26 protein-coding genes are annotated in these 24,411 nt (G+C 40.3%); 13 read left to right on the plus strand and 13 right to left on the minus strand.

Annotated features, from left to right (window positions below):
* Positions 1-12: 12 nt before the first annotated feature.
* Entirely contained in the window at positions 13-726 is a 714-nt protein-coding gene (locus BLW54_RS02145; RefSeq protein ID WP_074733144.1) for a WecB/TagA/CpsF family glycosyltransferase, read from the minus strand.
* Between the two features lie 16 nt (positions 727-742).
* Positions 743-2,020 (minus strand): nucleotide sugar dehydrogenase, encoded by a 1,278-nt coding sequence (locus BLW54_RS02150; RefSeq protein WP_074733145.1) that lies wholly within the window; start codon positions 2,018-2,020, stop codon positions 743-745.
* Between the two features lie 479 nt (positions 2,021-2,499).
* On the opposite strand from BLW54_RS02150, the gene BLW54_RS02155 reads away from it, so the two are divergent.
* Together BLW54_RS02155 and BLW54_RS02160 are read left to right on the plus strand one after the other, a co-directional pair.
* Positions 2,500-3,945 carry an O-antigen ligase family protein gene (locus BLW54_RS02155; RefSeq protein WP_074733146.1) on the plus strand — a complete coding sequence of 482 codons (1,446 nt, stop codon included), beginning with the start codon at positions 2,500-2,502 and terminating at the stop codon, positions 3,943-3,945.
* 97 nt (positions 3,946-4,042) lie between these two features.
* The gene (locus tag BLW54_RS02160) at positions 4,043-5,059 is read left to right on the plus strand and encodes a GNAT family N-acetyltransferase (protein ID WP_074733370.1); all 1,017 of its coding nucleotides are present in this window, start codon (positions 4,043-4,045) and stop codon (positions 5,057-5,059) included.
* Between the two features lie 131 nt (positions 5,060-5,190).
* On the opposite strand, the gene BLW54_RS02165 is transcribed toward BLW54_RS02160, so the two are convergent.
* Positions 5,191-6,273 carry a glycosyltransferase family 4 protein gene (locus BLW54_RS02165; RefSeq protein ID WP_035506534.1) on the minus strand — a complete coding sequence of 361 codons (1,083 nt, stop codon included), beginning with the start codon at positions 6,271-6,273 and terminating at the stop codon, positions 5,191-5,193.
* 283 nt (positions 6,274-6,556) lie between these two features.
* Here BLW54_RS02165 and BLW54_RS02170 point away from each other — a divergent pair, with 283 nt between their 5' ends.
* From BLW54_RS02170 to BLW54_RS02180, 3 genes are read left to right on the plus strand one after another with little or no spacing between them, the layout of a single operon-like run.
* Entirely contained in the window at positions 6,557-7,564 is a 1,008-nt protein-coding gene (locus BLW54_RS02170) for a glycosyltransferase family 2 protein (protein ID WP_081867002.1), read from the plus strand.
* A complete protein-coding gene (locus BLW54_RS02175; protein ID WP_074733147.1) occupies positions 7,554-7,964 on the plus strand; it encodes a GtrA family protein in 411 nt (136 codons plus the stop codon). The genes BLW54_RS02170 and BLW54_RS02175 overlap by 11 nt, the downstream gene beginning before the upstream one ends.
* Entirely contained in the window at positions 7,961-9,412 is a 1,452-nt protein-coding gene (locus BLW54_RS02180) for a glycosyltransferase family 39 protein (protein WP_074733148.1), read from the plus strand. The genes BLW54_RS02175 and BLW54_RS02180 overlap by 4 nt, the downstream gene beginning before the upstream one ends.
* A 667-nt stretch (positions 9,413-10,079) precedes the next feature.
* Here the strand turns inward: BLW54_RS02180 and BLW54_RS02185 are convergent.
* The 6 genes from BLW54_RS02185 to BLW54_RS02210 all read right to left on the minus strand — a co-directional run bounded on the left by BLW54_RS02185 (position 10,080) and on the right by BLW54_RS02210 (position 15,594).
* On the minus strand, positions 10,080-10,313 hold the full coding sequence (locus tag BLW54_RS02185) for a helix-turn-helix domain-containing protein (RefSeq protein ID WP_035506541.1): 234 nt from the start codon (positions 10,311-10,313) through the stop codon (positions 10,080-10,082).
* Positions 10,314-10,679: 366 nt separating this feature from the next.
* Positions 10,680-11,873: a helix-turn-helix domain-containing protein gene (locus tag BLW54_RS02190; RefSeq protein WP_074733149.1), complete on the minus strand. Its 1,194-nt coding sequence runs from the start codon at positions 11,871-11,873 to the stop codon at positions 10,680-10,682.
* Between the two features lie 81 nt (positions 11,874-11,954).
* Positions 11,955-12,092 carry an anti-repressor SinI family protein gene (locus BLW54_RS21270; protein WP_081866971.1) on the minus strand — a complete coding sequence of 46 codons (138 nt, stop codon included), beginning with the start codon at positions 12,090-12,092 and terminating at the stop codon, positions 11,955-11,957.
* A 263-nt stretch (positions 12,093-12,355) separates the two neighbouring features.
* Positions 12,356-12,811: an IDEAL domain-containing protein gene (locus tag BLW54_RS02200; RefSeq protein WP_035506545.1), complete on the minus strand. Its 456-nt coding sequence runs from the start codon at positions 12,809-12,811 to the stop codon at positions 12,356-12,358.
* A 179-nt stretch (positions 12,812-12,990) separates the two neighbouring features.
* A complete protein-coding gene (locus BLW54_RS02205) occupies positions 12,991-14,697 on the minus strand; it encodes a phospho-sugar mutase (protein ID WP_074733150.1) in 1,707 nt (568 codons plus the stop codon).
* A 639-nt stretch (positions 14,698-15,336) separates the two neighbouring features.
* Complete coding sequence (locus BLW54_RS02210; RefSeq protein ID WP_035506549.1) at positions 15,337-15,594, minus strand: hypothetical protein; 258 nt, start codon at positions 15,592-15,594, stop codon at positions 15,337-15,339.
* 397 nt (positions 15,595-15,991) lie between these two features.
* Here BLW54_RS02210 and BLW54_RS02215 point away from each other — a divergent pair, with 397 nt between their 5' ends.
* Genes BLW54_RS02215 through thrB form a run of 3 tightly spaced genes read left to right on the plus strand, consistent with a single transcriptional unit; the run spans position 15,992 to position 19,249 of the window.
* Positions 15,992-17,284 carry a homoserine dehydrogenase gene (locus BLW54_RS02215; protein WP_074733151.1) on the plus strand — a complete coding sequence of 431 codons (1,293 nt, stop codon included), beginning with the start codon at positions 15,992-15,994 and terminating at the stop codon, positions 17,282-17,284.
* A gap of 1 nt (position 17,285) precedes the next feature.
* Positions 17,286-18,341 carry a threonine synthase gene (gene thrC, locus BLW54_RS02220; protein WP_074733152.1) on the plus strand — a complete coding sequence of 352 codons (1,056 nt, stop codon included), beginning with the start codon at positions 17,286-17,288 and terminating at the stop codon, positions 18,339-18,341.
* Entirely contained in the window at positions 18,338-19,249 is a 912-nt protein-coding gene (thrB, locus tag BLW54_RS02225; protein WP_074733153.1) for a homoserine kinase, read from the plus strand. The genes thrC and thrB overlap by 4 nt, the downstream gene beginning before the upstream one ends.
* A gap of 85 nt (positions 19,250-19,334) precedes the next feature.
* Here thrB and BLW54_RS02230 read toward each other — a convergent pair whose 3' ends face one another.
* Entirely contained in the window at positions 19,335-19,838 is a 504-nt protein-coding gene (locus BLW54_RS02230; RefSeq protein WP_051744035.1) for a VanZ family protein, read from the minus strand.
* Positions 19,839-19,993: 155 nt separating this feature from the next.
* On the opposite strand from BLW54_RS02230, the gene BLW54_RS02235 reads away from it, so the two are divergent.
* The gene (locus tag BLW54_RS02235; protein ID WP_035506557.1) at positions 19,994-20,374 is read left to right on the plus strand and encodes a hypothetical protein; all 381 of its coding nucleotides are present in this window, start codon (positions 19,994-19,996) and stop codon (positions 20,372-20,374) included.
* A gap of 31 nt (positions 20,375-20,405) precedes the next feature.
* Here the strand turns inward: BLW54_RS02235 and BLW54_RS02240 are convergent, their stop codons facing one another.
* On the minus strand, positions 20,406-20,900 hold the full coding sequence (locus BLW54_RS02240; RefSeq protein WP_035506559.1) for a sigma-70 family RNA polymerase sigma factor: 495 nt from the start codon (positions 20,898-20,900) through the stop codon (positions 20,406-20,408).
* Positions 20,901-21,060: 160 nt separating this feature from the next.
* On the opposite strand from BLW54_RS02240, the gene BLW54_RS02245 reads away from it, so the two are divergent.
* From BLW54_RS02245 to BLW54_RS02255, 3 genes are read left to right on the plus strand one after another with little or no spacing between them, the layout of a single operon-like run.
* Positions 21,061-21,546, plus strand: coding sequence for a LuxR C-terminal-related transcriptional regulator (locus BLW54_RS02245; RefSeq protein WP_081866970.1), 486 nt, complete (start codon positions 21,061-21,063; stop codon positions 21,544-21,546).
* Positions 21,547-21,589: 43 nt separating this feature from the next.
* The gene (locus BLW54_RS02250; protein ID WP_035506562.1) at positions 21,590-21,874 is read left to right on the plus strand and encodes a hypothetical protein; all 285 of its coding nucleotides are present in this window, start codon (positions 21,590-21,592) and stop codon (positions 21,872-21,874) included.
* A 29-nt stretch (positions 21,875-21,903) separates the two neighbouring features.
* Complete coding sequence (locus BLW54_RS02255) at positions 21,904-22,101, plus strand: hypothetical protein (RefSeq protein ID WP_035506564.1); 198 nt, start codon at positions 21,904-21,906, stop codon at positions 22,099-22,101.
* Positions 22,102-22,237: 136 nt separating this feature from the next.
* On the opposite strand, the gene BLW54_RS02260 is transcribed toward BLW54_RS02255, so the two are convergent.
* Positions 22,238-23,134 carry an AEC family transporter gene (locus BLW54_RS02260; RefSeq protein ID WP_035506566.1) on the minus strand — a complete coding sequence of 299 codons (897 nt, stop codon included), beginning with the start codon at positions 23,132-23,134 and terminating at the stop codon, positions 22,238-22,240.
* A 253-nt stretch (positions 23,135-23,387) separates the two neighbouring features.
* Here BLW54_RS02260 and BLW54_RS02265 point away from each other — a divergent pair, with 253 nt between their 5' ends.
* On the plus strand, positions 23,388-23,948 hold the full coding sequence (locus BLW54_RS02265; RefSeq protein ID WP_167358778.1) for a transposase: 561 nt from the start codon (positions 23,388-23,390) through the stop codon (positions 23,946-23,948).
* Positions 23,949-23,982: 34 nt separating this feature from the next.
* Here the strand turns inward: BLW54_RS02265 and BLW54_RS02270 are convergent, their stop codons facing one another.
* Positions 23,983-24,246: an HPr family phosphocarrier protein gene (locus tag BLW54_RS02270; RefSeq protein ID WP_035506569.1), complete on the minus strand. Its 264-nt coding sequence runs from the start codon at positions 24,244-24,246 to the stop codon at positions 23,983-23,985.
* Between the last annotated feature and the right edge of the window lie 165 nt (positions 24,247-24,411).

Here is a 24,411-nt window from a genome sequence, read left to right on the forward strand (position 1 = left end):
AAAAGGCACCCGCTATTTTTTATCCTTCCAGACTTTCAAAAGAAAAGTCGGCAATTTTATTTGACGTTTAATTCTCCAAGGTTCCTTAATCAATCTGTACAGCCATTCAAGGCCCACTTTTTGAAAGGAGTCAGGAGCGCGCTTAACCTTGCCTGATAAAACATCAAAGGATCCGCCTACTCCTTGAAAGACTTGAACATCCAATTCATGCATATGATCAACAATCCAATACTCTTGCCGCGGACTTCCTAAAGCGACGAAAAGAATATCAGGTTGAGCATGGTTAATCGTCTCTTTAACCTTCTCCTGATCCTTTTCATATCCATCCAGCACGCCGGCGATCTGAAGGTCGGGATACATACTCTTCAAACGGTCTTTCGCCTGCTCTGCAACACCAGGCTTAGCTCCATATAAAAATATGGATTTAGCATGAAGGGACGCTTGTTCACACAAGGCAAGCAACATATCAATTCCAGTCACTCTTTCCCGGATCGAACCCCCTGTCATTTTTGAAGCGACAAGTATTCCAACACCGTCAGGGATCTGATATGTCGCGCGGTTTAACAAGTGTAATAAATCGGCATCCTTTTGGGCATGTAGAATTTTTTCAGGGTTGATAGCCACAATAAAGGACTTACGTCTTTCATTAATATCCGACATTATATTTTCTTTGAGCTGAGCGTACGTATAATTGCTGACGTCAACCCCTAAAAACTTTTCCTTCATGTTTTCACCTAAACCCTTATCCGTTTTTTGAATCTCCTAATCGTTTAGCTACGAAGCCTGCATTCTTCCATTCATCTAGGGATAACGCATTCTTCGTATCAAAGACAACTCTATTTCTCATTTTACCTTTAATAAACTCAGGGTCAAGTTGTTTGAATTCGTCATGATCCGTGAGAATAACTAATATATCCGCTTCATTCAAGGCTTCTTCCATATCCTGTGTCTGGTTCGAAGCCACATTTTCTTTAATATGAGGATCAAATGTCGTAAAGCTGATTCCTTTTTCGACCAACTCCATAATCACTTTCAATGATGGACTTTCCCGTTGGTCATCGATATTCGCTTTGAATGATAAACCGAACAAAGCAACCTTTGGATCATTGATAAACTGTTCTTTCGTAATCTCTTGAATTTGTTCTGCTGTATAAACCGGCATATGGTCATTCGTATTCCTTGATAATTGAATGATTTTCGATAGATCAGGTTCAATCTCTGCCAAGAACCATGGATCTACAGCAATACAGTGGCCGCCTACGCCAGGACCTGGTGTATGAATATTGACACGCGGGTGGTAATTCGCCAACTTGATAGCTTCCCAGGAATTCACACCGATTTTATCACTGATCAAGGCAAGTTCATTGGCAAAAGCGATGTTGACATCCCGGTACGTATTTTCGATGACTTTTGCCATCTCTGCTGTTGTCGCATCGGTTAAATGGATGTTGCCTTTTACAAAGGATTGATACAACTCTTTTGTCATTTCAGAGGATTGCTCATTGATACCTCCGACAATTCGGTCGTTGTCCACTAACTCCTGAAATACTTTACCTGGAATTACTCGTTCAGGGGAGTGGGAAACAAATAATTCTTCGCCGATTTGCAAGCCCGTTTGCTCCAGCACTGGAAGCATGACATCTTCCACCGTTCTAGGGGGAACCGTTGATTCCAATATAACCAGATTCCCCTTCTTAACGAACGGTACGATCGCTTCTGTCGCTTTTCTCACATAGTCTAAGTTAGCCGTTTTATCTTCCCGGATAGGCGATGGAACAGCAATAACGAATACATCGGCTTCTGTCGGCTCCACGGATGCTTCAAATAAACCGGCATCTACAGCTTCTTCAAGACGCTCTTGCAATCCATTTTCTTCAATGTGAAGCTGTTTATTGTTTATCATTTCTACTGCTTTATGATTAATGTCTACGCCATGAACCTTATGACCATGAATAGCAAACATAACTGATGTTGGCAGGCCGATATATCCTAAACCGACCACACACAATGACTTCTTCATTCCAATACTCCCTTTCTCATTCCAATTGACACATCTAATGATTCCTTAGTGGGTGAGCTGCTTTATTTAAATCATTCTATAAAAAATTACATACTTCCATATGTAGAGAATTCTTTTTACCTTATCAACCTTATTATACAGACTAGCCGTTTCATGACCATTCGCTTTATAGTATTCGAAAAATCATTTGCTTTGTGACGTTTTGTTAAGAAATTATATGGACATGGTTGAAAATCCCAACATTCATGCTGTATTTGGATTATTATCTGTCTGGAACAGGGTTTCTATCCCCAGATCCCGGGGAAATTCAGATTATTGATCATCTATTCACATACCATAATTATACGTGTTTTTCATCCATCCCTTCAACAAAAATTTGTATGAAGTCATATTATTAGACAAGTTCGATCATTTATAGACAGTCTTCTTGGAATAGTTTATACTCATTGTGGCTAATCCCATATATAGAGGTGTTATAAATGTCTAAACGTATAAACAGGGAACTGTTTGAAAAACTCTTACTTATTTTTATCATGATTCAGCCAATACTCGATATTTTAACATACTTTTCGATGCAGACCCTTAACACAAGCATAACCATCGGAATTATCGTTCGAGTTCTCTTCATGATCGTTTCCCTATGGTTTATCTTCTTCGGTAACCATAGTCGTTTGAAGAAATATGTGATTACTTACCTAGTGGCTTTGGCTGCTGTACTCTCCATTGGTTTAGTTTATAATTTCTTTACTAAACCCATTTTTGACCCATTTCTAGAACTTCAGTTCCTAGCAAAAACGGTGTATTTCCCCATCATGCTCGGGGCATATCTCTTATTGTTTACCACCCTGGATAAAACCCTAGTCGTTCGTATGCGTATCATGAAAGCTATTACCATCGCCATGCTTATCATTGCTGTTACGATGTTTATGGCCATCTTAACCGGTACATCATCAGAGACCTACGAGTGGAATAAATTCGGGTTCAAGGGCTGGTTCAATTCAGGGAATGAGATTGGCTCCATCATTGCCATCGCCTTCCCATTGGTTTATATCTACACTCTCCAGAAAGTGGATCAATTAAAAAAGCTGTATTATTTTATTCCAATGGTATTGATCGCACTCGTCTCCATTCTTCTTGGAACCAAAGTCGGATTTTTTGCCGTATTGGGTGCTGCCATTATCGTATTTGTAAGTTATGTTATTTACTGGCTTATTTCCAAATTGAAAAAAACGACCCAAAAAGAAGAACATGTGCCTTTAAAACTGCTCACTTCATTCATTTTTCTAGTCCTGTTTTTAATCGCTACTCCTTTTTCTCCAACCTTTTCTAACGTATCCGGAGATGTGGGACAGATTAATGAACAAAGAGATTCGGCTCAAGAAGAATCAGGTGATGGTTCATCAGAAGTTCCTGAGGATGAAGAAGGAGAAGGGAATACAAAGGGAGGGGATGATGCGGCTGCTGAACTTGGAGAGCAGGCTCTCATTGAATCTCCCATCTTAAAAATTATTTTGAGTTCCCGGAACATCTATTTTGCTCATATCTATGACATGTATGAGGAAGCCGATTTGATCCAAAAGACCTTTGGAATGGGTTATGCAGGAAATTATGAGGATATAAGGAAATTAATCGAGATGGATTTCTTTGACCTATTTTTCTATTTCGGTATTTTAGGAATCATCCTAATCTCCTTGCCATTTCTATTGATTGCCGGACTATTCCTGAAACTGCTTTTCCAAGCTCCAGGAGATATCTTGCATCCTCAAAATATATTAATTCTATTATCCATCGGTTTTGGTGCAGGCATTGCTTTCTTAGCTGGACATGTCCTTTATGCCCCTGCTGTAAGTATATATCTTGCCATAAGTATTGTGCTGCTCTTGGCAAATATGCTGAACTTAAATAAACGCTTGCGTAACAATTAAAAGTGCTATAAAAATAAGGGGGCTCCCATTATGGGGCTCCCTTACATGTTTATTGGCAGAAGATTTTTGCAATCCAAACCTGAAAGGAAAGAATCCAATGACTGTCAGACACTACCAACCTGGAGATGAAAATCAAATCCAGGAACTTTTCAAAAAAACGTTTGGTCAGGATCGCCCTCTCCAATCGTGGAAATGGAAGTTTACAGACAACCCTAAATCCAGTCATCCATTTATCCTATTGTACGACGAAGAGGATGTGATTCTCGGGCATATCAGCCTTTGGGTCACAGAAGCGTATATAAACGGGAAAGTATCAAAAATTGGTTTACGAGCTGATACCATGGTCGATCCTGATGCTCGAGGCAAAGGGATTTATAAGAAGTTAAATGATGCTCTTCTGGAAGAAGCAAAGAAAGCAAATATCGATTATCTGTATGGGTTCCCTGCCCCCAAAGCTAAAGAATTGTTCCTACGGTATACAGGCGCCCATCACATGACCGATATGCCACGGTGGCTGTTTGTTCAACAACCGCTCTCCCTTTTGTCTGCTAAGCTCAAGCCTTTAGCGTTCTTCAAACCCCTCGATAAGCTTTATAAGTATTTTCGTGGGCCGAAGGAAACCGAAGGGGATTACACATTTAAAGAAATCCATGAATGCGACGAGGCTTTTGATGAGCTTGCTGCAAAAACGAAAAATCAAGCCTCTGCCATGGTCGTAAGAGATGCTGCCTATCTGAACTGGAGGTATCACCAACACCCAGACTATACCTATCAGATGTATGGGTTATATAAAGAAAATCAATTAAAGGGATATGTCGTAACAAGGAAAGAGGAAGGCAAATTTACCAATGGCTTTATTGTCGATTGGTTAACCACTAGTGCCGATTTGTGGGCTCCTCTCCTTACACGTGCCATGAAAAGCCTTCACGATGCAGACCTTATTCAAACTTGGTGTTTAGAGCATTCTCCACCAGTAGAAAGTTTAAAGAAACAAGGTTTCTTCCATAAAGACAGTCCGATGCCCCTTGTGGGGAAAGAAGTGGATGAACGTACGATTGGTTTTGAAAATCCTGAGAAGTGGTTTATTACCCCAGGCGATGTCGATTCGTTTTAAACTTAGGGTTAACTAAAAGAGAGAAGTGACTGCTTTATCATCTGTCTCTCGGTTCATGAATGATCATACGCCCACGACATTTAATATAAACACCAAAAAAGTCCTGCTGGTTTAAAACCAGCAGGACTTTTTTAATGTTCTTCTTGTTTCTTTTTATCATCTTTAGTAAACAGATCGATTAACGGGCGTTTTCCTTTATAAACAACACCTGTCATTTCAGCAAACAAATGCAGCAATAAGAGAAGAACGAAAGTAATAATTAATGAAATTCCGAAAGAGGTTAAAGAAAATAATAAGGCTAAGAATCCAAAAACAGCACTAAATGCATAAATAACCAGGACTGTTGCACGGTGACTGAATCCTGCAGCTAGGATTTGATAGTGGATATGCTTATTATCGGGCATCATAATTTTCTGTTTATTGATCAATCTTCTCAGAATAGAGAAAACCGTATCAAAGACAGGGATCGCTAAAACAATAATTGGAATGACAAAGCTGAATAAAGTCACATTCTTGAACAAACCGACCATGGAGATAACCGCCATGGAATAACCAAGAAATAGAGAACCCGTGTCCCCCATGTAGATTCTTGCCGGGTAAAAGTTATGGAACAAAAATCCAATATTACTTCCAATTAAGACCACACATAAATACACGATGGCGACCTGCGGTTCAATCGCAAGAGCCATGACAGCTATACTAATGAGGGAAATCGTTGATACTCCTGCTGCCAGTCCATCAAGGCCGTCAATTAAATTAATGGCGTTTGTAATCCCGATAATCCAAAAGAATGTGAATAGGATACTGATGGGATCGTTTAATGCCACCATTCCGATAAACGGAATACTCAGTACATCTACTTTTAACCCGGATAGTATTAAAATCGCTGCCGCTAATACCTGGCCACCGAGTTTCATAATCGGGCGGATCTGAAAGCGATCATCAAACAGACCTGTCAACACTATAATGATTGCCCCGATACATATCGGAACAATATACGGAAGTTCAGGGCGGATAAAGAGAATCCCTGCCGCTGCTCCTCCAAAGATAGCCAATCCCCCCATACGAGGCGTTACTTCTTTATGTATTTTTCTAAGTTCAGGATAGTCCATCATCTTCCACTTTACTGCTAATTTCATCACAGGGAAAACAAGTAGGTAACTGACTGTCATGGATAATACAATTGCTATTAACATTTCTACATATATATTCATAATAATCCTCACTTATTTTTTAAATCTTATCAATACATTCAATTATAACATAGGAAAACGGCACCCTGAGAAGGAATTTCGTAAACCTAAAGCTCTATTTAGCGTACCCTTTATATCCACTCCCATTATCATATCATCACAATTAAAAAAGGAAAAAGGTGGATGTTTTTTACCACATTTGATGGATTTTACGTATGAAAAGGGTTTGTAAATGATACCCATTTTTTGTATGATTAAAAATGCCTGCTTTAAAACTATTAATATATTAAGGGATTTGATTAATGTGAAACTTATTACAATTCTAGTCCCCGCCTTTAATGAAGAAGATGTACTTCATCACTTACATAAAAGGCTGGAACAAGTCCTCTCATCCATTCATGATTATAGATTTGAGATTCTATTCGTCAATGATGGAAGTAATGATCAGACAATTTCTATAATTAAAGAACTAAGAGAAAAGGACCCTAGTATTTCATTTGTCGACCTCTCCAGAAACTTCGGAAAAGAAACAGCCATGATTGCAGGGTTAGATCATGCCCAAGGGGACGCCCTCATTATTCTGGATGCTGACTTGCAAGATCCCCCTGAACTGATTCCCGAAATGATTTATTACTGGGAACAGGGGTATGACGATGTTTATGCTAAACGGAAAAGCCGTTCTGGAGAAACCTGGTTCAAAAAGACCACTTCCCATCTATTTTATCGTGTCTTAAAACAAATGAGCCAGGTGCCCATTCAGGAAGATACAGGCGATTTCCGATTACTTGACAGACGATGCATTGAAGCAATCAAACAATTAAGAGAATCCCAACGGTACACCAAAGGGATGTTCAGCTGGGTTGGCTTTAACAAAAAGGAAATTCTTTTCGACAGAGATCCCCGTGTATCCGGGGAAACAAAATGGAATTATGGAAAATTAGTAGATTTAGCGATCGAAGGAGTAACCTCATTTACCACGGCTCCCTTACGTTTCTCCTCTTTAATTGGGATGGCTGTTTCTATGTTTGCATTTATTTATATGATTTGGATCATTTCCAAAACGCTTATCTTTGGAGAACCTGTGGCAGGTTATCCATCTCTTATGACAGCCATCTTGTTCATTGGAGGCATTCAGCTGATTGTTCTCGGCATCATTGGAGAATATTTAGGCCGAGTTTTCAATGAAACAAAACGCCGCCCATTATATTTTGTAAATGAATATAATGGAGACAAGTCTAGCATTTACCCAGCTACTGCTCCTCATAAGAATGAGTATAAAGTGGCGAAAGAAATGAGTCTCCATGAAAAATAAACAGCAACTGACTAAAGAAATCTTTCTTTACTTACTCTTCGGTGGTTTAACAACTCTTGTGAACATCGTTTCGTACTATGGGAGTTCCCTTTTTACTGATTATCGGGTTGCTACAATCTTAGCATGGGTAGTATCCGTATTATTTGCTTTTATTACAAATAAGCTTTATGTCTTTCGTAGTGAAAACGCAAGCACGAAAGAATTTCTCCCTTTCCTAGGAGCAAGAGTTCTATCTCTATTCATGGATTTAGGGGTGATGATTGTATTCGTGGACCTTTTTAAACAGGATGACCTGTTGGCCAAAATTATCGCTAATGTGCTTGTTGTAATTTTCAACTATATCGCTAGTAAATTTTTCATATTCAAGGACTCTGTGCAAGAAAGGGAAAATGCTTCATGAACCAAACCCTAACATTCTTACAAATCTTTTGTGTGCTTGTCATCTTCATTTTCGGTTTATTTTATTTTGGAAGTGGTGCTTACTTTAACATCATCAAGCTTGGAAACATGTTCAGCGTATCAGAGCTCCTGGGCATGCTGTTACTCGTTCTCCTTGCTTTAGGTCTCCTGTACATTTTCAGCAGCCTGCCGATTCAAAAGCGCTATTTCTTGGTCCTGCTATTACCTACAGCGTTTATTATAAGACTCTTTTGGATCATTTACGCACCAACAGAACCGACGTCCGATTTTTTAATGCTCTATAATGCAGCCGTGTCAGCGGCTTCCGGAGATTTAAGCTTCGCCGATAATACATATTTCACCAAATGGGTGTACCAACTAGGTTTTGTTATGTATGAAGCATTTGCTATAGCCATATTTGGTAATGAGACATTCATTTTGAAAATATTAAACGCTCTCTATAGTACTGGAATCGTATGGATTGTTTATGAATGTGCCCGTCATATATTCAATGAAAAGGCAGGAAGGTTAGCAGGAGCTACCTATACGCTCTATGTCCCAGCGATTATTATGACATCTGTCCTAACCAATCAGGTTTTAGCCACCTTACTCTTTTATGCCGGAGTTCTCCTATTGATAAAACGGTTTGAAAAAAGTCGGTATTCCTGGATTTATATTGGACTCCTGTTCGCTTTCGGTCATATTATACGACCTGTCGGATCACTTGTATTGCTGGCTTCCGGATTCTTTTTGCTAGTGGTTTATCTTTTAAATCACAAGAAATCAGGGAAATTGTTGGCATCCTTAAAGTTTGCAGGTATGATCGCTGTTTACTTCCTCACTCTTACTGCCTCAAGTCAGGCGTTAATGATTTCCGGAGTATCTGATCATCCTCTGGAAAACAGAGATCCTAAATGGAAATTCGTCTTAGGGTTAAATCAAGAAACAACTGGCCAATATTCCAAGAAGGATTCCCTTGCGCTGAGGGGGCTTTCTCTTGAAGAAAGACAAGCAAAAGAAGATGAAATGATTCAAGAAAGGCTTTCAGATAAATCTGCTCTCCTCCCTCTTTTCCGGGACAAATTTGGTATCATGTGGAGCAATAAGGATGCATCCATCCTCTGGAGTTACCAGGGAGGGGATAAAGAAACGAAAGACCTTTTGTACAAATCAGAAAAGATCATGTTCACCACCTTCTTTTTTCTAGGTTTTATCAGTCTGATCTTATTGAGCTGGTCGTACCTGTCTAAAAGAGACGAAGTTGACTTCCAACGTTTCCATAGTTTATGGTTTATCCTCTTTCTCATAGGATATGCCCTGATCCATTTAGTGATTGAAATACAAACCCGCTATCGTTTCGTTAGTATACCAAGTATCATAATTTTACAAAGTTATAGTCACTATCTATTGTTTAAACGATGGCGAAAGAAAAAGTCCCTTTCACCATAATTGGTGGAGGGACTTTCCTTTTATACAATTTTATATTCAAATCCCTTCACTGCTGCAACTGTTCAATCAATTGATTAATGACGTCTTTAGATGAAAGCAATTCAGAGTCTTCCGTTTGCTGGATAATGTTTTGCAACACTTCTTTTAAATTTTCCATACTGCCCACCTTTTCTTAATCATTTCTCTTAATCTTCTATTTACTTAAATATTCGTTATTAAACGACTTTTTTTGACGGCCACTTCTTATTCATTAGACGATTTAAACCAAGAGAAAGTTTCATAAAATAATTATTTCCGAGGAAATATGTCAAAATTTTTCAAACTACTTCTATATCATAGACTATTTACTTTATTTAGGAAAGCTATTTTATTTCTAGCATAATAGATGGGGAGAAGAACTGTATAAAAAGCCCTTAAAAAGCCTAACAAAAGACTAGGCTCTTCAAGGGCACGAGAAAACAGCTCACTTTCGCTGAAGTGTTATCTATTTAGAGTGACTCACGCATATGCTTCCGGATGACTGTGACTGCATCTAGTTTAGGTGAAAAATATAACCGAGCGTACATAAAAGAATCATAGAAGAAAATCGGTTGATAACTTCATCTGCCTTTTCCGAATTCCATTGTTAAAAGCCCCCTGTTTTCCCATTGGAGGCTTTCGTCGGTTTTCACTTTGAATTTTTGAGGTTATCATTCGCATATTTATAGGTTAATAATTCTTCAAGAGATACTTCTAATGTCTTCGCAAGTTTTCCCATGATAATCAACGAAGGGTTTTTTTGTACGCCTCTTTCAATATTACTAATATATGATTTCGATACTCCGGATTTATTTGCAAACTCATTCACAGATAACCGTCTTTCTATACGCAACAAACGAATTCTCTCTCCAATGGGTGTCAACACGATCTCCCCTCGCCCTCTCCTGCCCATAAAGGCATTCTATTTTTATACATGTTCTTAATTAAGAATATTATAAACCTTTTCCTTTATAAAATAAACAGTTTCATTTCTTTATTAAGAACAAATACTGAAAAATCTTTTACCTACTTAATCCTCAGATAATCATAAAAGCATCTAGCTTATTTTCGTTAAAAAGGACCAGGGAGTATTCTCAACGGGAGACAACGCTTTCGCTAATTTACTTATAAGGAAAAGGTGGTTGAGAAAAGAGCAAGTGCCGATTCACAGGATACTTTTCTTAGTAAAGAAAGAGTGATACCTTTTGATAACAAAGACCAAAAAAAACAACCAGCTATCAGCCAGTTGTTATTCTTCTTTACTTCTATACTTTTGGCGAAATTCTTTAGGTCCTATTCCTTCTATACTTTTAAATACTCGTGTGAAATAGCTTTGACTATTGTATCCAAGCAGCAAACTAATATCCATCAAGGAATGTTGAGTAATACAAAGAAGCTCTTTGGCTTCTTTAATTCGCTGCTGATTAATGAACTGGGTGATCGATACTCCTCTTTCTTTCGTAAAAACACCTGACAAATAGTTAGGGTTGACGTTAAGAATTTCAGCGATGCCTTTTAATGTGAGATTGGTCGTTAAGTTTTGAAATATGTAGCGCTGCGCTCTTTCGACAAGTGGAGAATTGTGTGGAAAATCCCCTACCTTATTCAAACGATCCAGAAAGGATTGCAGAATATTCAATTCCAGTGATTTTAAGTCATCCAGGGTTTCTTTTGTTTCCAGGAAAGTGATGTAGAAATCACAGAGCGAATCGACCTCATCTTGTACTGCACCTTGGCCGACACATATATATCCTAGTTCGGAGACAAGGCGAATCATCTGGTTTTTCCAAGAACGGATATTTGAGTCTTTGACTACCTTTTCCCTATAGAGTTGATACTCTTCGATTGTTTTTATATCTCCCTTTTTAAATAGATCGATAAACTTCTGCCTCGAAGCTACTAACTCAGGATAAGAGTTCAGCGACTGAGTAAATTTTTGATAATGTTTCCGAATCTTTTCATTTTCAAAAGCAGCTACCGTATCTTCGATCTCTTTTTGGGGTAATAGTTGGTTGATTAACCGTTTCATCGAATTTACTTGAACCAGGTTAAAAACAGGGAGTTGTTCAAGGTATTGAGTAACTTGGCTTTCAAGTTCTGTACTGATTTCATTCATGACTAAATTCATTCGTACATGCTTTGTACTCACCTTCTGTTGAAGAAAGGGCCCGATCCCTATAACATATTCCTTCCCCTGATCACCCTCCCACGGATAAAGGAATAGGTACTGGTCATATGGATCTTTATATAATTGAATCACGAATGGATGTTTTCTGCTCTCTGATAAATAAGTTTTATGTAAGTTTCTTAATCCATGGGGCGGTTTTTGGAAGCTGTCCGGGAAATAATAGGCTAATTCATTCTGCTCATTGAATAGTAAAACAGGGGTTTGTAACGCAATGGAACAATCTTTCAATAGATTGATAAGCTCGTATTTCGTCATAAAGACTCCTCTTTCTAATCCATCTTTATACTCATTACCTCTATCATGTCAAAAAAAGAACACCCTTTCAAGTAAAGGATGTCAGACCATCTTTTTTTGTTTAGTATGGCTTCCCAAAAATTTTTTTATCTCTTCCCTCGTTAACCCCATCGCTTTTGCTTCCTTCAAAAGTGAAACCCATTCCTCATCAACCCTACGCTCCCTAGACAGATGATCCATCCAGTTTACCTCCCCGACTAATCCTCGATGAGTGGATCTTTATAAACGGTCCAGCTCATATCCCAATGAAATTTTATGTATTTTATCATTGCGATTCTATCTATATTATAACGGATGGAATAAGGTGGGAATTGAACTTTATTCATTATTTTTTCACATTTTTCATATAGTTTTTTAATTCCTTTCTATACTTATTGCCACTTTTTGTAGAATAAAGGGTTACCACAAAATACCCGGGCATGACGAGGTCACACCCGGCCGTTTCAATCGTACATTTGATTCCATTTTTCAGTAAGATGCCGGAAAGTCTCTTCGTCTTTTTGATCGATCGCCTTGTCGATGAGGCGTCGAAGGTTGTTTTTTTCTAATTCACGGATGATTTCTTTCACTTCATTAGATGATTGCTGACTAATTTCGATCCCCTCTTCATAATACGGCGACACAATCGTATGAAGGTGCGTCAAGAACTCAGGCAATTGCAGCAAGTCGGAGACAGAAACATAGACCATTTTCTTGCCTCGTTGGAAGACGAATAGATCAAAGACATTGTGCACCCGCTGACGATTGCGGTCGATTATAATTTCTCGTGATTCCATTGGAATAAATTGATACAACTCATTATCGATGAATAGCGAAAAGTATTGGTAGGCTAAAACGACTCGAATGAAGCGTTTATCTTCTTTAACATAATATGGCTTAAGCGTCTTTATGTTCAACATGGGCCCACCCCTTTTTTGGACTAAATCTGAATTTTCAGTATTTTATTCTATTATTACGTATTTGTCAACAAATTGAAAGCGATTTACACAGAAGTGGAGGAGGATTGGGGGAATGATGGATAAAAGGATTTGATGTTAAAAAACCCGCTTCCGTAGATGTGGAAGCGGGGATGCTTTTTCTAAATTAAGGCATGCAATCGTTCATTGACGGCAGCTTTTACAGCCGCAAGCAAGGCTTGACTGTCAGTTTTGGATTCTGACTTCACGCCATAGTAGAATTTGATTTTCGGTTCTGTGCCGGATGGGCGCAGACAGAACCAGCAGTCATCTTCAAGAATGAACTTCACGACATTGGATGTTGGGAGATCCATTTCCTCTTCTTTTCCTTCTTGCACGAACTTGCGAACCGTTGTGGAGTAGTCTTCAACCGCTACAACTTTTTTACCGCCCGCTTCTTTAATATCTGCGTTACGGAAATCATCCATGATCGCTTTGATTTGCTCGGCTCCTGCTTTTCCTTCCAGTTTCATGGACTGAAGATCTTCCAGGAAGTATCCGTGCTTTTCGTAAAGTTCATCAAGGGCATCAAGCAATGTCTTTCCTTGATTTTTCCAGTAGGCCCCGACTTCTGCTGCCAGCAAAGCTGCCTGTACTGCATCCTTGTCACGAGCGAAGTCTTTAACAAGATACCCGTAGCTTTCTTCATAACCGAACACAAATTGGTGTTCGCCGGTCTGTTCATATTCCCGAATCTTTTCTCCGATGAATTTGAAGCCTGTCAGTGTATCAAGAGAATCGATTCCGTAGGCATTTGCAATCACACGTCCGAATTCGGATGTAACAATCGTTTTAATCATTACCCCGTTTTTCGGAAGTTGTTGAGATTGCCCCAGAATGTAATCAAGTAGAAGTGCTCCTGTTTGATTACCAGTAAGGACCACATATTCTCCTTTTTCATTCGGTACGGCAATACCTAAACGGTCGGCATCAGGGTCTGTCGCCATCAATAGATCGGCACCAATGGATTCCCCTTGCTCAATCGCCATTTCAAATGCTTGATGTTCTTCAGGGTTCGGTGAAGCTACTGTTGAGAATTCAGGGTCAGGTTTGGCTTGTTCTTCTACGATATGAATCGAAGTGAACCCACTTTGCTGCAGCCCTTTTTCTACTAGATCGCGAGCCGTACCGTGCAATGGTGTGAACACAAGGGACAGGTCTTTTTTAATATCCGATTGGACCGTGACCCCTTTCAATGCTTCTAGATAGGCTTCGTCGACCTCTTCATCCACCCAGCGCAGGAGTCCTTGTTCTTCCAATTCTTTTTGATCTGCTGCTTCCACATTCAGTTCATTTTCCACTTTGTTGACAAAGTCGATCATAATTTCTGCCTGTTCAGGGGGCAGCTGACCACCGTCTTCGTTGTAGGCTTTGAAACCATTGTATTCCGGTGGGTTATGGCTCGCCGTAACGACGACACCGGCTGCTGCGTTCAAGTGACGAACAGCGAAAGACAGCTCAGGTGTCGGTCTTAATGACGTGAATACATAAGAAGGAATCCCGTGGTGGCCAAGAACCCGTGCGGTCTCCACGGCAAACTCTTTCGACATGTAACGCGAATCGTACGCAATCGCCACACCACGATTAGAGAGTCCCTGATCGTTGACGTATGCTGCAAGCCCCTCTGCCGCTTTTCTGACGGTGTAGATGTTCATGCGGTTTGTACCTGGTCCGAGTTTTCCGCGCATCCCGCCTGTCCCGAATTCCAGGTTCTTGTAGAAAGCATCTTCCAGAGATTGCTCATCTGATGTAATTTCATCTAGTTTTGATGCAAGGTCTGCATCAAGTCCGGTAAATTCTTTCCAACGGTTGTAGTCATTTTTCCACATGCACAACACTCCTTCACTGTTATTTATCTTTTCATTGGAAGCTATGAGTTAGAGTGGCCATCCGTATGTAAGTGGGATCCAACAAGTCCTAAACTCGATCTTCTCTAGTTCTATTCATTCGTCATGATATCACTGATTTCCTGTTTTTTCGTTGATATAACAGGAAATATTTCATAGTTATATCTCCATCCTACGAATATTGTATCACCTGATTTGTTTGCGGGTGGAGGATGGTAAAAATTGTATGACCTGGTACACCTCATATTTCCAGACGTTATATGATGAAGAAACGTGTAGATTAGAGGTCCTGCGTATATATCCATTGTAATTTAGCGATCTCGTTCCTTTTAAAGTTCTATAAGCGACCATAAAAAAGGCATAATCATGAATAGTCCCCGGGAGGGAACGGCTTTGATTATGCCTTACTTCATCCTTATACTCTTTATTCGTTTAAGAAGAATGAGCCAATTACTATAGAAGGAAGTTAACCAATCATCACTCCTGTAAATGATGAGCTAGAATCGTCGTTCTATCTTTTTATCAGTCCTTTTTTAAGACTAAACCCCATACTCCCCTTAAATATGGAATTATGTATGCCCAGGTGATTTGTTCTCTATTCGTTCACTAGAAATTCAACGATCATATTGGTTCATCATTCTTTCTTTTATTAGTGATCATCATCAGAAGCTGCTCTCTTATTTTTTCACTAACATCTAATTCTGTTACCTCTTTGCTATCTTTCTCATTGATTTCCTTGTGTACTCGATATACAGTGGCCTTACCTTCTCGAACAAATTCATCCTCTTTCCCTATCACGCCCAATTCCTGGATAATTTCCTGGATGATTCTTTCATACTTCTTGAGTGGACCCAGTAGTGAACAGCATCCATAAGTCATAGTTCTAACCTCCTATTTTTTATTTCATAATTAGTTATATGCTATCTTCCATTATTCGTCAAGATTCCCTATTATCCCCAAATTAGATTTTTTTAGAAATTTTTACATCCCTACTATTTAAAAACCCATTTCCTCCTTAGTTTTATAGGTGAAAAAGCCATTTCATTTAAATTACCTAAAAAATTTTTATTTTTCATTTTTTTATCTGAATTTCCTTTTTCCTCGATGTGACGCCTTTAGGTTGAGCCCTTCCTATTTCTTCCGTACCAGGTCACCCATTATTTGGTAAATGGATAAATCGTCGGAGAATTCGCTCTTGTACTTCAATTTCCTTTCCGTTACAATGTCCTTTATATAAAGAATAATGTTTATTTCAAGTAGACAAGGAGTGTGAGCGATGAATAATACCATTACCGTTGGACTTTTAGGACTAGGAACGGTCGGGAGCGGGGTTATTGAGATTCTCCGTGATCATAAAGAACGCATTGAACATAAGACAGGGTGTCATGTCACGATCAAGTCTGTGCTTGTCAGTGACATGAAGAAACCCCGTGAGGTTCCGGCTGAAACCCAGTTGACGGATCAATATCAAGATATTACGAGGGATCCGGAAATTGATGTCATCGTTGAGGTGATGGGTGGTATCGATCACACCCTTACTATATTATTAGAAGCGATTGAACACGGAAAACATATTGTCACAGCCAATAAAGACCTTGTTGCCCAGCATGGGGAGCAACTATTCGAAGCGTGTCAGAAGCATCAGTGTGACTTATATTACGAAGCGAGTGTCGCTGGAGGAATTCCGATTATCCGCACAATCATGGACGGTCTCTCTTCCGACCGTATCCATAAGATGATGGGAATCGTTAATGGAACAACAAACTATATCATGACAAAAATGGCTCAGGATGGCGTCGACTTTGACAGTGTGCTGAAAGAAGCACAGGAGCTCGGATTTGCAGAAGCAGACCCGACCGCCGATGTTGATGGCTTAGATGCGGCAAGGAAAATGACGATTTTATCAATCTTAGGATTTTCCATGCCTTATCGTTTAGAAGACGTCGATTTAAAAGGGATACGTGGAATTTCTTCCGCTGATATTATGTACGCCGAAGAAATGGGGTACAGGATCAAATTAATTGGCATTGCAGAGAACGATCATAATGGCGTTTCGGTCAGTGTAGAACCGACGATGCTGCCTATTCAGCATCCCCTTTCCTCCGTCAATGATGAATATAACGCGGTTTACGTATATGGGGACGCCGTAGGGGAAACGATGTTCTACGGTCCTGGAGCTGGTAAGCTCCCAACAGCAACTGCAGTGGTTTCAGACTTGATCGCTATCTTGAAAAACATTCGTCTTGGGACCACTGGTACAGCTTATGTCCAGCCCCAGTTCCCTAAACAGGTGAAAACAAAAGATGAAAAAATATCGAAGAAATACATTCGCCTCCATGTTGATGACAAAGCAGGGATGTTGAGTGAACTGACCAATATCTTTGCTCAATACGATATTTCCTTTGATCAGTTTATCCAGCGTTCAACGGACGAAGAGGGTGAGCGGGAATTGATGCTGGTTACCCATCAGGTTAGTGAGTCAGACTTTGAAAAAGCGGCACAGGACCTGGATTCCTTAGCAGCCGTACGTAATATCGACAGCATTTACCGTGTAGAAGGAGGAAACTGACATGTGGCGCGGATTAATTCATGAATATGGAGAGTTTTTACCAGTAAATGAACATACTCCGAAACTCACTTTACATGAGGGGAACACCCCCCTCCTCCCGATTCCGACCATTTCACAGGACCTTGGAATCGAAGGCTATGTAAAAATTGAAGGGGCCAACCCGACAGGTTCTTTTAAAGACCGCGGGATGGTTATGGCGATGGCTAAAGCAATAGAAGAAGGCTCAGAAGCGGTGATTTGTGCTTCTACCGGAAATACGTCAGCATCAGCGGCAGCTTTTGCAGCTCGAGCAGGACTTCGCTGTATCGTTGTTATTCCAGACGGCAAAATCGCAGAAGGAAAACTAGCGCAAGCTGTCATGTATGGCGCAGAGATTTTTGCGATTAAAGGAAACTTTGATGATGCCCTCCGTATGGTCCGAAAAATGGCAGAAAGTGAGCCGGTGACACTTGTTAATTCTGTAAACCCCTACCGTATTGAAGGACAGAAAACGGCTGCCTTTGAAGTTTGTGATGCTCTTAGTACCGCACCAGATATCCTGAGCATCCCTGTCGGCAACGCAGGAAATATCACTGCTTATTGGAGAGGATTCCAAGAGTATCATGAGCGTCACAGCTCCGGACTTCCGAAAATGATGGGATTTGAAGCCAGCGGTTCTGCCGCAATTGTCCGTAACCAGGTCATTGAAGATCCAGAAACATTGGCGACAGCCATCCGTATCGGAAATCCAGCCAGCTGGGACAAAGCCCTGAGGGCTCGGGAGGAATCTAACGGATTGATCGATGAAGTAACCGATGAGGAGATCGTAGAAGCTTATCAATATTTAGCGGAAAAAGAAGGGGTTTTTGCTGAGCCTGCTTCCTGTGCATCAATTGCCGGTATGATCAAAAAGGTAAAAGATGGCACGATCCCACAAGGGTCGAAAGTGGTCCATGTGCTAACAGGTAACGGCCTGAAAGATCCGACCACCGCTATTGACAAGAGTCCAGTCAAGCCGACACGCATTGACAATGATTATGAGATGTTCGCATCGGCTGTTATAGGTGTTCAATCATGAGCCGGTTTCAAATCACGGTTCCTGCAACATCGGCGAATCTAGGTCCAGGTTTTGATTCCGTTGGTATCGCTCTATCAAAATTTGTCACCCTGGACTGTCAGCCTGCGGATGAGTGGTATTTCGCGGTGCCTGAAGAGGATCAGCCCTACATTCCATCTGGAAAAAGTAATTTAATCTATAAAACGGCGCTATATACAGCAGAAGCGCTGGGATTCTCTGAGCTTCCCCCCACCTATGTAGAACTTACCAATGATGTGCCGATCGCCCGAGGACTGGGAAGTTCTTCCACAGCAGTAGTGGGAGGGATTGAGCTGGCTGATCATCTGCTTCAACTCGAGCTCAGCTGCTATGAAAAATTCAAGATCGCCTGTGAAATTGAAGGTCATCCGGATAATGTTGGGCCTGCCATTTTCGGTGGCATTATGGTCTCTAACTACGATGGAGAGCAATTGGATTATGTCCATTTAACAGAAGGCATGAAAAACTTGACTTGGCTTGCGATCATTCCTGATTATCACTTGGAAACAGAGAAAGCACGCGGGCTTCTCCCCATTGAGATTGAATACAAACAGGCGGTCAACAATAGCGGAAGTGCCAACGTCCTCGTGGCCGCTTTAGCTACGAAGAACTGGGCACTTGCCGGCAAGATGATGCAGAGCGACCAATGGCACCAGCCTTATCGTCAAACCCTCATCCCCGGCTTTGCGTCTTTTCAGGAGATTCTCAGGAAAGAGAACTCCCTCGGCCATTACATCAGTGGAGCTGGACCGACGACGATCGCTTTATTCGATGAATGGGATGAAGGAAAGCACACCCGGCTTACCACAATCTTGAAAGACTTTCATATAGAGCCGCTCCATGTGAATTTGAATGGTGCAAAAACACTTGTTTTAGCTTCTGAAAAATAAAAAAGGAAAAGAAATTTCTATCACTCGCAATATAGAATGTATATCACTAGAAAACGACCCTGCGGAACAAATCCACAGGGTCGTTTTATGTTGCATGTTGCTGTCTTTTCTTTTTTCGCCAATAGACGAACCCAATAAAGAGTAAGGCGATCACACCTCCAAAACTGTCCAATACCACATCACCTGCGTAAGGGGTCCGGTTCGGGGTGAGAGATTGATGATATTCATCAAAACACGCATACAAAACCGTTCCTATATAGGAAACAGTCAAAACTCTCGCAAACGACCAGGTCGTATTGTAGACCAATGCAAGAAACATCGAGGCCATAAGCAGAAAAAACACAGTTAGATGAGCGGCTTTTCTAATTAAGAAATCAAGCATGCCAGCGACTCCACGATTTTCGACATTGACCGTTTCTCCATGGTAAGTAAATTCGATGGGCTCTAATAGCGGTTTTAATAAATCCAAGGGGATATATATCTTCATCGTTGGACGTAAGTCCTGTTGTTCATAGGGCTGGGAAGAAAAGAAAAATATCAATCCCATCACCCCTATAGGGAGCAAAGCAAAGAAGATTCTTTTCAACATATGAACTCACACTTTCCAAAACATTGCTTTTACATATGTCATAGTTTACAACAAATGTAAGTGTTTTTAAAAGATTTTAAGAATTATTAACTTCTACTATTAAATTAAGTTATAATTGTATACAATTATACTATAAATGAAAAGGGGGATTCACAATGGCGAAGAAGAGTAAACAATACGACTACGACCTCAGCGAAGTAAAGCGCCTGATCGGTGAAACAGAAAAAAACTACCGTGAAATCGCTGCTGAGACTGGGTGCCCGTATGCGAGCGTTGTCTACCATGGTCGTAAAATCCGTGGTCGCGTAAATCGTATGCGTCAGGAAGAAATCGCCCAAGAGCAACCGCAATCATTTTTATCCATTAAAGATGACAACCATACATCAGAGGAAGCTACGTTGTTGTCTGGCGGGACAACACTGAGCATTTCCAGAAATGACGTTCATATCCAGGATGCTGAGCAAGAGGCTGCCAAAATGATTAAAGCTGCTCGTGCGTTGGGATTGCAAAAAATAAACATAACGATTAATAAATAACCGAGAAGCCCTGGAATTTTCCCAGGGCTTTTCAAATCGTTCCTGCTAATTCTTTCAACTTTCTCCTGGCATGACGTCCCCAATTCTTAACCGCATCATGGGTAACTTTCTCCAAATAGGCTGTCTTTGCAACCGACCGGTCCATGATGATGGTATGATACACCCATTTCCATTGATTGGGGGTTAGACTGGCCTTCACCTGTTTCCACATATAAGTATCTGTAATCCCATCCTCCCATTGACCTAACCCTTCTTTGGCCATCCGTTCAGCTAATCCTTCTTCCTGCATAGTTATCCTAGAGTCTTTTCGTATTTTATCGATTAAAGCATTTCTAACCTTCCAGTGGAGGTATGTCACAAAAGCACCCGCTTCAGGATTGTATGTACGATAGGCGTTCCATAAGGCAAAAAGTCCCTCAGCGTAGAAATCTCCGTTTCTATCAATAATGTGTAACTTATGAATATGGTGATAAATCAAACCTTCTGTTTCTTCAACAATCCTTTCAAACTTCTCATCTGTGACCACATGACACCCTCCCCTAAATTATCCTTCATACTATAATCGATAGAAAAAGGTTTTTTGGTGTCAAAAATATACAAAATCCCCATTTTCATATAAGAAAAATCGAATTTTCACTTTCTAATAGATGGGAAATATAGGATAATAGACTTATAGAAAGGAGTCTATGATGAAAAATCCTATCCCCCCTTTCCACGAATGTAAAAGCCTTATTCATTCCACTTTACGCCACTGGAACGTCCCTGAACCCTATGATGATCATCTCCAAGAAAGCTACTTTGTGTATACCCGCTGTGCAGAAAGGCATGACCCTAAGCGAAGTAAGTTCTCCACCTATTTCACCTATGCTTTACTGTGGCATTTCCAGACGATGGAACGGAAAGAATATAAAGAACGAAAAGCCGCTCACCTTTTCTCCCTCCAACATCCACTCCGTGAGAAGGATCCTCAACACGAAAATCTGCTTCTTTTCGATATTTACCATCATGCTTCCCTCACAAACAGGGAACGGTTTATTTTTCAATATTGTTACAATGGTCATACCGTTGAAGAAATCGCTTCAGCCACAGGAAAAAGTCCATCTACTATTAAGCGGGCGCGCAAACAGATCAAATTAAAAGTAATGAGATGGAACCGTTTAACTGAATATTGAAAAGGGAATGTAATATTTATCCTAAGAAAACGGAGGAATTCCCTTGGAGCAAACATCTCGATCCTTGTTCCCTCTTTCGAACATCTGGCTGGATGAATTGCCGACAACGTTTACTCATGCTTTCCTAGAGTGTCTTGCCTATGAATGGATGGTAGAGATCGTTCATCCTTATCCACTCCCTTTATTAGAAGAAAAAGAAATCGTTCTAACCATTTCCATGGAACAAACCGATGGTACGACAATTGCCAAACTGCCGATTGAGTCCTATAGCATTGAAGCTGGACATGAATTCACGGTATACCGGTTTTATATGTATCCACCTAAGTAATTTTCCTCCTCGTTCCATAGAATGTTATAATGAAGGCGATGTTTTATGGAAAGGAAGAGACGATGGTCTATCTCGGATTTGCCGGATTTTTTCTCATTTATTTAATTTTGGGATGGTTTACGAATGTGATTGAAATGTCTACGTTCAGTGCCATCTTCAGTGTTGCATTTCTGTGTTTGAATGTTTATATGTTCTGGAAGGATAAGAAGAAGCAAAGTTCTTCATAAAGAAGATCCGCCATTGTATAAAGGCGGATCTTCTTTTTATATGTGGAATTTGATAAATTATTGGAGCCTTCCATTATGATAATAGAGAATGGATGGTATCCATGGAGGCCTTTTTACCGTTCTTCCTACTTACGCATCAGGTCAGAATGTTGAGCGTGATTGGAATGCTGACAATGCTTAATACTGTAGTGATTAAAGTAATACTTGAAACAAGTTCTGGCTTTGAATCAAATTGGACGGCATACATCGTTGTCGTTGCCGCTGACGGCATAGCTGCGGATATGATCATAACGTTGGCCATCATATCACTCATCGGCAAAATGACCGTTAACGCCCAGGCAATCAATGGTGAGCCGACTAATCGGAGAGTGGCAGCATAGGATATCTTGTCCCAGGAGAGATTTCTCACTGTTATGTTGGCCAGCTGCATACCAAGAAGGATCATCACCGTTGGAATTGTAGCATTACCGACAAGCTGTACGCTCGACATCACATTATCAGAGATGGGCATGGCTGTATATTTAAAAACAAGGGCAATCCAAACCGCATGAGTAGGCGGCATTTTCAAAACGGTTTTGAGAGCCATCCCAATCCCTGCTGCCCCTTTTGCAGCGTAATACACACCGAAAAAGTTCATAACAATTTGCTGCAGTACCATGAACGAAACAGAATAAACAAACCCTTGCTCTCCGAAAGCAAACAGCACAATTGGCGCTCCGTAGTTTCCGGCATTCATGAAGGCGGTTGAAAGAATCAGCCCACTTTCTGTTGATGTCTCATAGTTTAATAATTTAGCTGCGATTTTGTTAATCAATAGAATACTAAACAATAAGAGTATGGAGAAAACAACCATCATCAGGTAGTCTTGATCAAATGTCGCTTCATAAAAGGTCTTGAATACAAGACACGGAAGCATGATATAAAGGACAACGGAAGAGATTGATTTAATCTCGAGGTGAAGAAACTTTTGCAACGCATAGCCTGAAAAAAACACGAGGATCACAGGCAGTACTACTTGGAAGAAAATCGACATCGTGAACGTCCCTCCTGTTTCTATATTCCGAAACATAGAATAATAACTCTAACAGTTTATCAAAAATCCCCAAACCTGTCGCCTCAAGTGTCCCAGATATTGGGTGACCAGTTATGGAAAAAATTGTATGACCTGGTGCGACATATTTTTCCATACCTGGTACAACAAAATTTGTCAATTATGCAGGAGTTTTTGTGCTTTTGTTGAATAAAGGTTAATGTCCAAAAATAATCCAATAGGGAAGGATGATGTTATGCGAAAGCGTAGGTGGTTTCCAAAAGCTTGGTATCATATCACAGCAAGAGGAAACCGAAAAGCCGAAATATTTTATGACGACCGGGATCGATTTAAGTATTTAGAGTTACTAAGGGAAGCAAAGTTTTCCCACCCCTTTCATCTCCATTCTTTCTGCCTCATGTCCAACCACGTCCATCTTCTGATTGAAACGATTGATATTCCCCCAGGAACATTCATGAAAGATCTCCACTCCCAATACGCGATTTATTTTAATAAGAAATATGGTTTTACAGGCCACCTCTTCCAAGGACCTTATAAAGCACAGCTCCAGGGAGATGTGAATGCCATCCTCCAGGTCAGCCGATATATCCATTTAAATCCCTGTCGCGCATTGCTCACTTTCAACCCTGAAGACTATAAATGGAGCAGTTACTCCCACTACTTATCTCCATCCCCTTTCTATTCCGACTTGATTACAACCTCTACCATTCTCTCTTACTTTAAAGACATCAAACAGTACGAGTTTTTTGTTCAATTGGCAAATAAAGTAAGACCTGGTCACCCAAGTAATGGGTGACCAGGTCTTACAGAAAAATCCATTTAAAATCCATTTATGGCTGCAGGAAGGTTTCGACTTCTTTGAGGGCTTGGGCTGCATCTGTGCCAATGCAGGTGACTTCAATTTCGTCTCCTTCTTGCAATCTTAGGTTAATTAATCCTAGAAAGCTTTTCAGATTTGCTTCATGAATATTTCCTTGAACGACCTTCTTCAAAATAATTTCTGAATCATAACGTTGGATGATTTGCGAAAGCTCCATAATCGTTTGTGTTTCTTTCATGTGCACCTTTACATTTTTGGATACTTGTCCACTCATCTTTGTTCCTCCTTTAAATCCTTTATATAAATAAGTGAAGTAATATTGGAATGAAATGATGCTCTTAAACATTTTATTCCATCGTCCGGTGGAAGTCTCCCCCGAACCATTCTTCTAGAATCCATCCCCACGTAAAACCGAAAAACCCCTTGCCTTAAAGCAAGG

It is taken from the genome of Halobacillus karajensis, assembly GCF_900108515.1.
Taxonomy (GTDB): Bacteria; Bacillota; Bacilli; order Bacillales; family Halobacillaceae; genus Halobacillus; species Halobacillus karajensis.

Coding starts and splice junctions, on each gene's coding strand:
- BLW54_RS02145 (WP_074733144.1), bottom strand. CDS start 726: ATGAAGGAAAAGTTTTTAGGGGTTGACGTCAGCAATTATACGTACGCT.
- BLW54_RS02150 (WP_074733145.1), bottom strand. CDS start 2,020: ATGAAGAAGTCATTGTGTGTGGTCGGTTTAGGATATATCGGCCTGCCA.
- BLW54_RS02155 (WP_074733146.1), top strand. CDS start 2,500: ATGTCTAAACGTATAAACAGGGAACTGTTTGAAAAACTCTTACTTATT.
- BLW54_RS02160 (WP_074733370.1), top strand. CDS start 4,043: ATGACTGTCAGACACTACCAACCTGGAGATGAAAATCAAATCCAGGAA.
- BLW54_RS02165 (WP_035506534.1), bottom strand. CDS start 6,273: ATGAATATATATGTAGAAATGTTAATAGCAATTGTATTATCCATGACA.
- BLW54_RS02175 (WP_074733147.1), top strand. CDS start 7,554: ATGAAAAATAAACAGCAACTGACTAAAGAAATCTTTCTTTACTTACTC.
- BLW54_RS02180 (WP_074733148.1), top strand. CDS start 7,961: ATGAACCAAACCCTAACATTCTTACAAATCTTTTGTGTGCTTGTCATC.
- BLW54_RS02190 (WP_074733149.1), bottom strand. CDS start 11,873: ATGACGAAATACGAGCTTATCAATCTATTGAAAGATTGTTCCATTGCG.
- BLW54_RS21270 (WP_081866971.1), bottom strand. CDS start 12,092: ATGGATCATCTGTCTAGGGAGCGTAGGGTTGATGAGGAATGGGTTTCA.
- BLW54_RS02200 (WP_035506545.1), bottom strand. CDS start 12,811: ATGTTGAACATAAAGACGCTTAAGCCATATTATGTTAAAGAAGATAAA.
- BLW54_RS02205 (WP_074733150.1), bottom strand. CDS start 14,697: ATGTGGAAAAATGACTACAACCGTTGGAAAGAATTTACCGGACTTGAT.
- BLW54_RS02210 (WP_035506549.1), bottom strand. CDS start 15,594: ATGACTTATGGATGCTGTTCACTACTGGGTCCACTCAAGAAGTATGAA.
- BLW54_RS02215 (WP_074733151.1), top strand. CDS start 15,992: ATGAATAATACCATTACCGTTGGACTTTTAGGACTAGGAACGGTCGGG.
- thrC (WP_074733152.1), top strand. CDS start 17,286: ATGTGGCGCGGATTAATTCATGAATATGGAGAGTTTTTACCAGTAAAT.
- thrB (WP_074733153.1), top strand. CDS start 18,338: ATGAGCCGGTTTCAAATCACGGTTCCTGCAACATCGGCGAATCTAGGT.
- BLW54_RS02230 (WP_051744035.1), bottom strand. CDS start 19,838: ATGTTGAAAAGAATCTTCTTTGCTTTGCTCCCTATAGGGGTGATGGGA.
- BLW54_RS02235 (WP_035506557.1), top strand. CDS start 19,994: ATGGCGAAGAAGAGTAAACAATACGACTACGACCTCAGCGAAGTAAAG.
- BLW54_RS02245 (WP_081866970.1), top strand. CDS start 21,061: ATGATGAAAAATCCTATCCCCCCTTTCCACGAATGTAAAAGCCTTATT.
- BLW54_RS02255 (WP_035506564.1), top strand. CDS start 21,904: ATGAAGGCGATGTTTTATGGAAAGGAAGAGACGATGGTCTATCTCGGA.
- BLW54_RS02260 (WP_035506566.1), bottom strand. CDS start 23,134: ATGTCGATTTTCTTCCAAGTAGTACTGCCTGTGATCCTCGTGTTTTTT.
- BLW54_RS02265 (WP_167358778.1), top strand. CDS start 23,388: ATGCGAAAGCGTAGGTGGTTTCCAAAAGCTTGGTATCATATCACAGCA.
- BLW54_RS02270 (WP_035506569.1), bottom strand. CDS start 24,246: ATGAGTGGACAAGTATCCAAAAATGTAAAGGTGCACATGAAAGAAACA.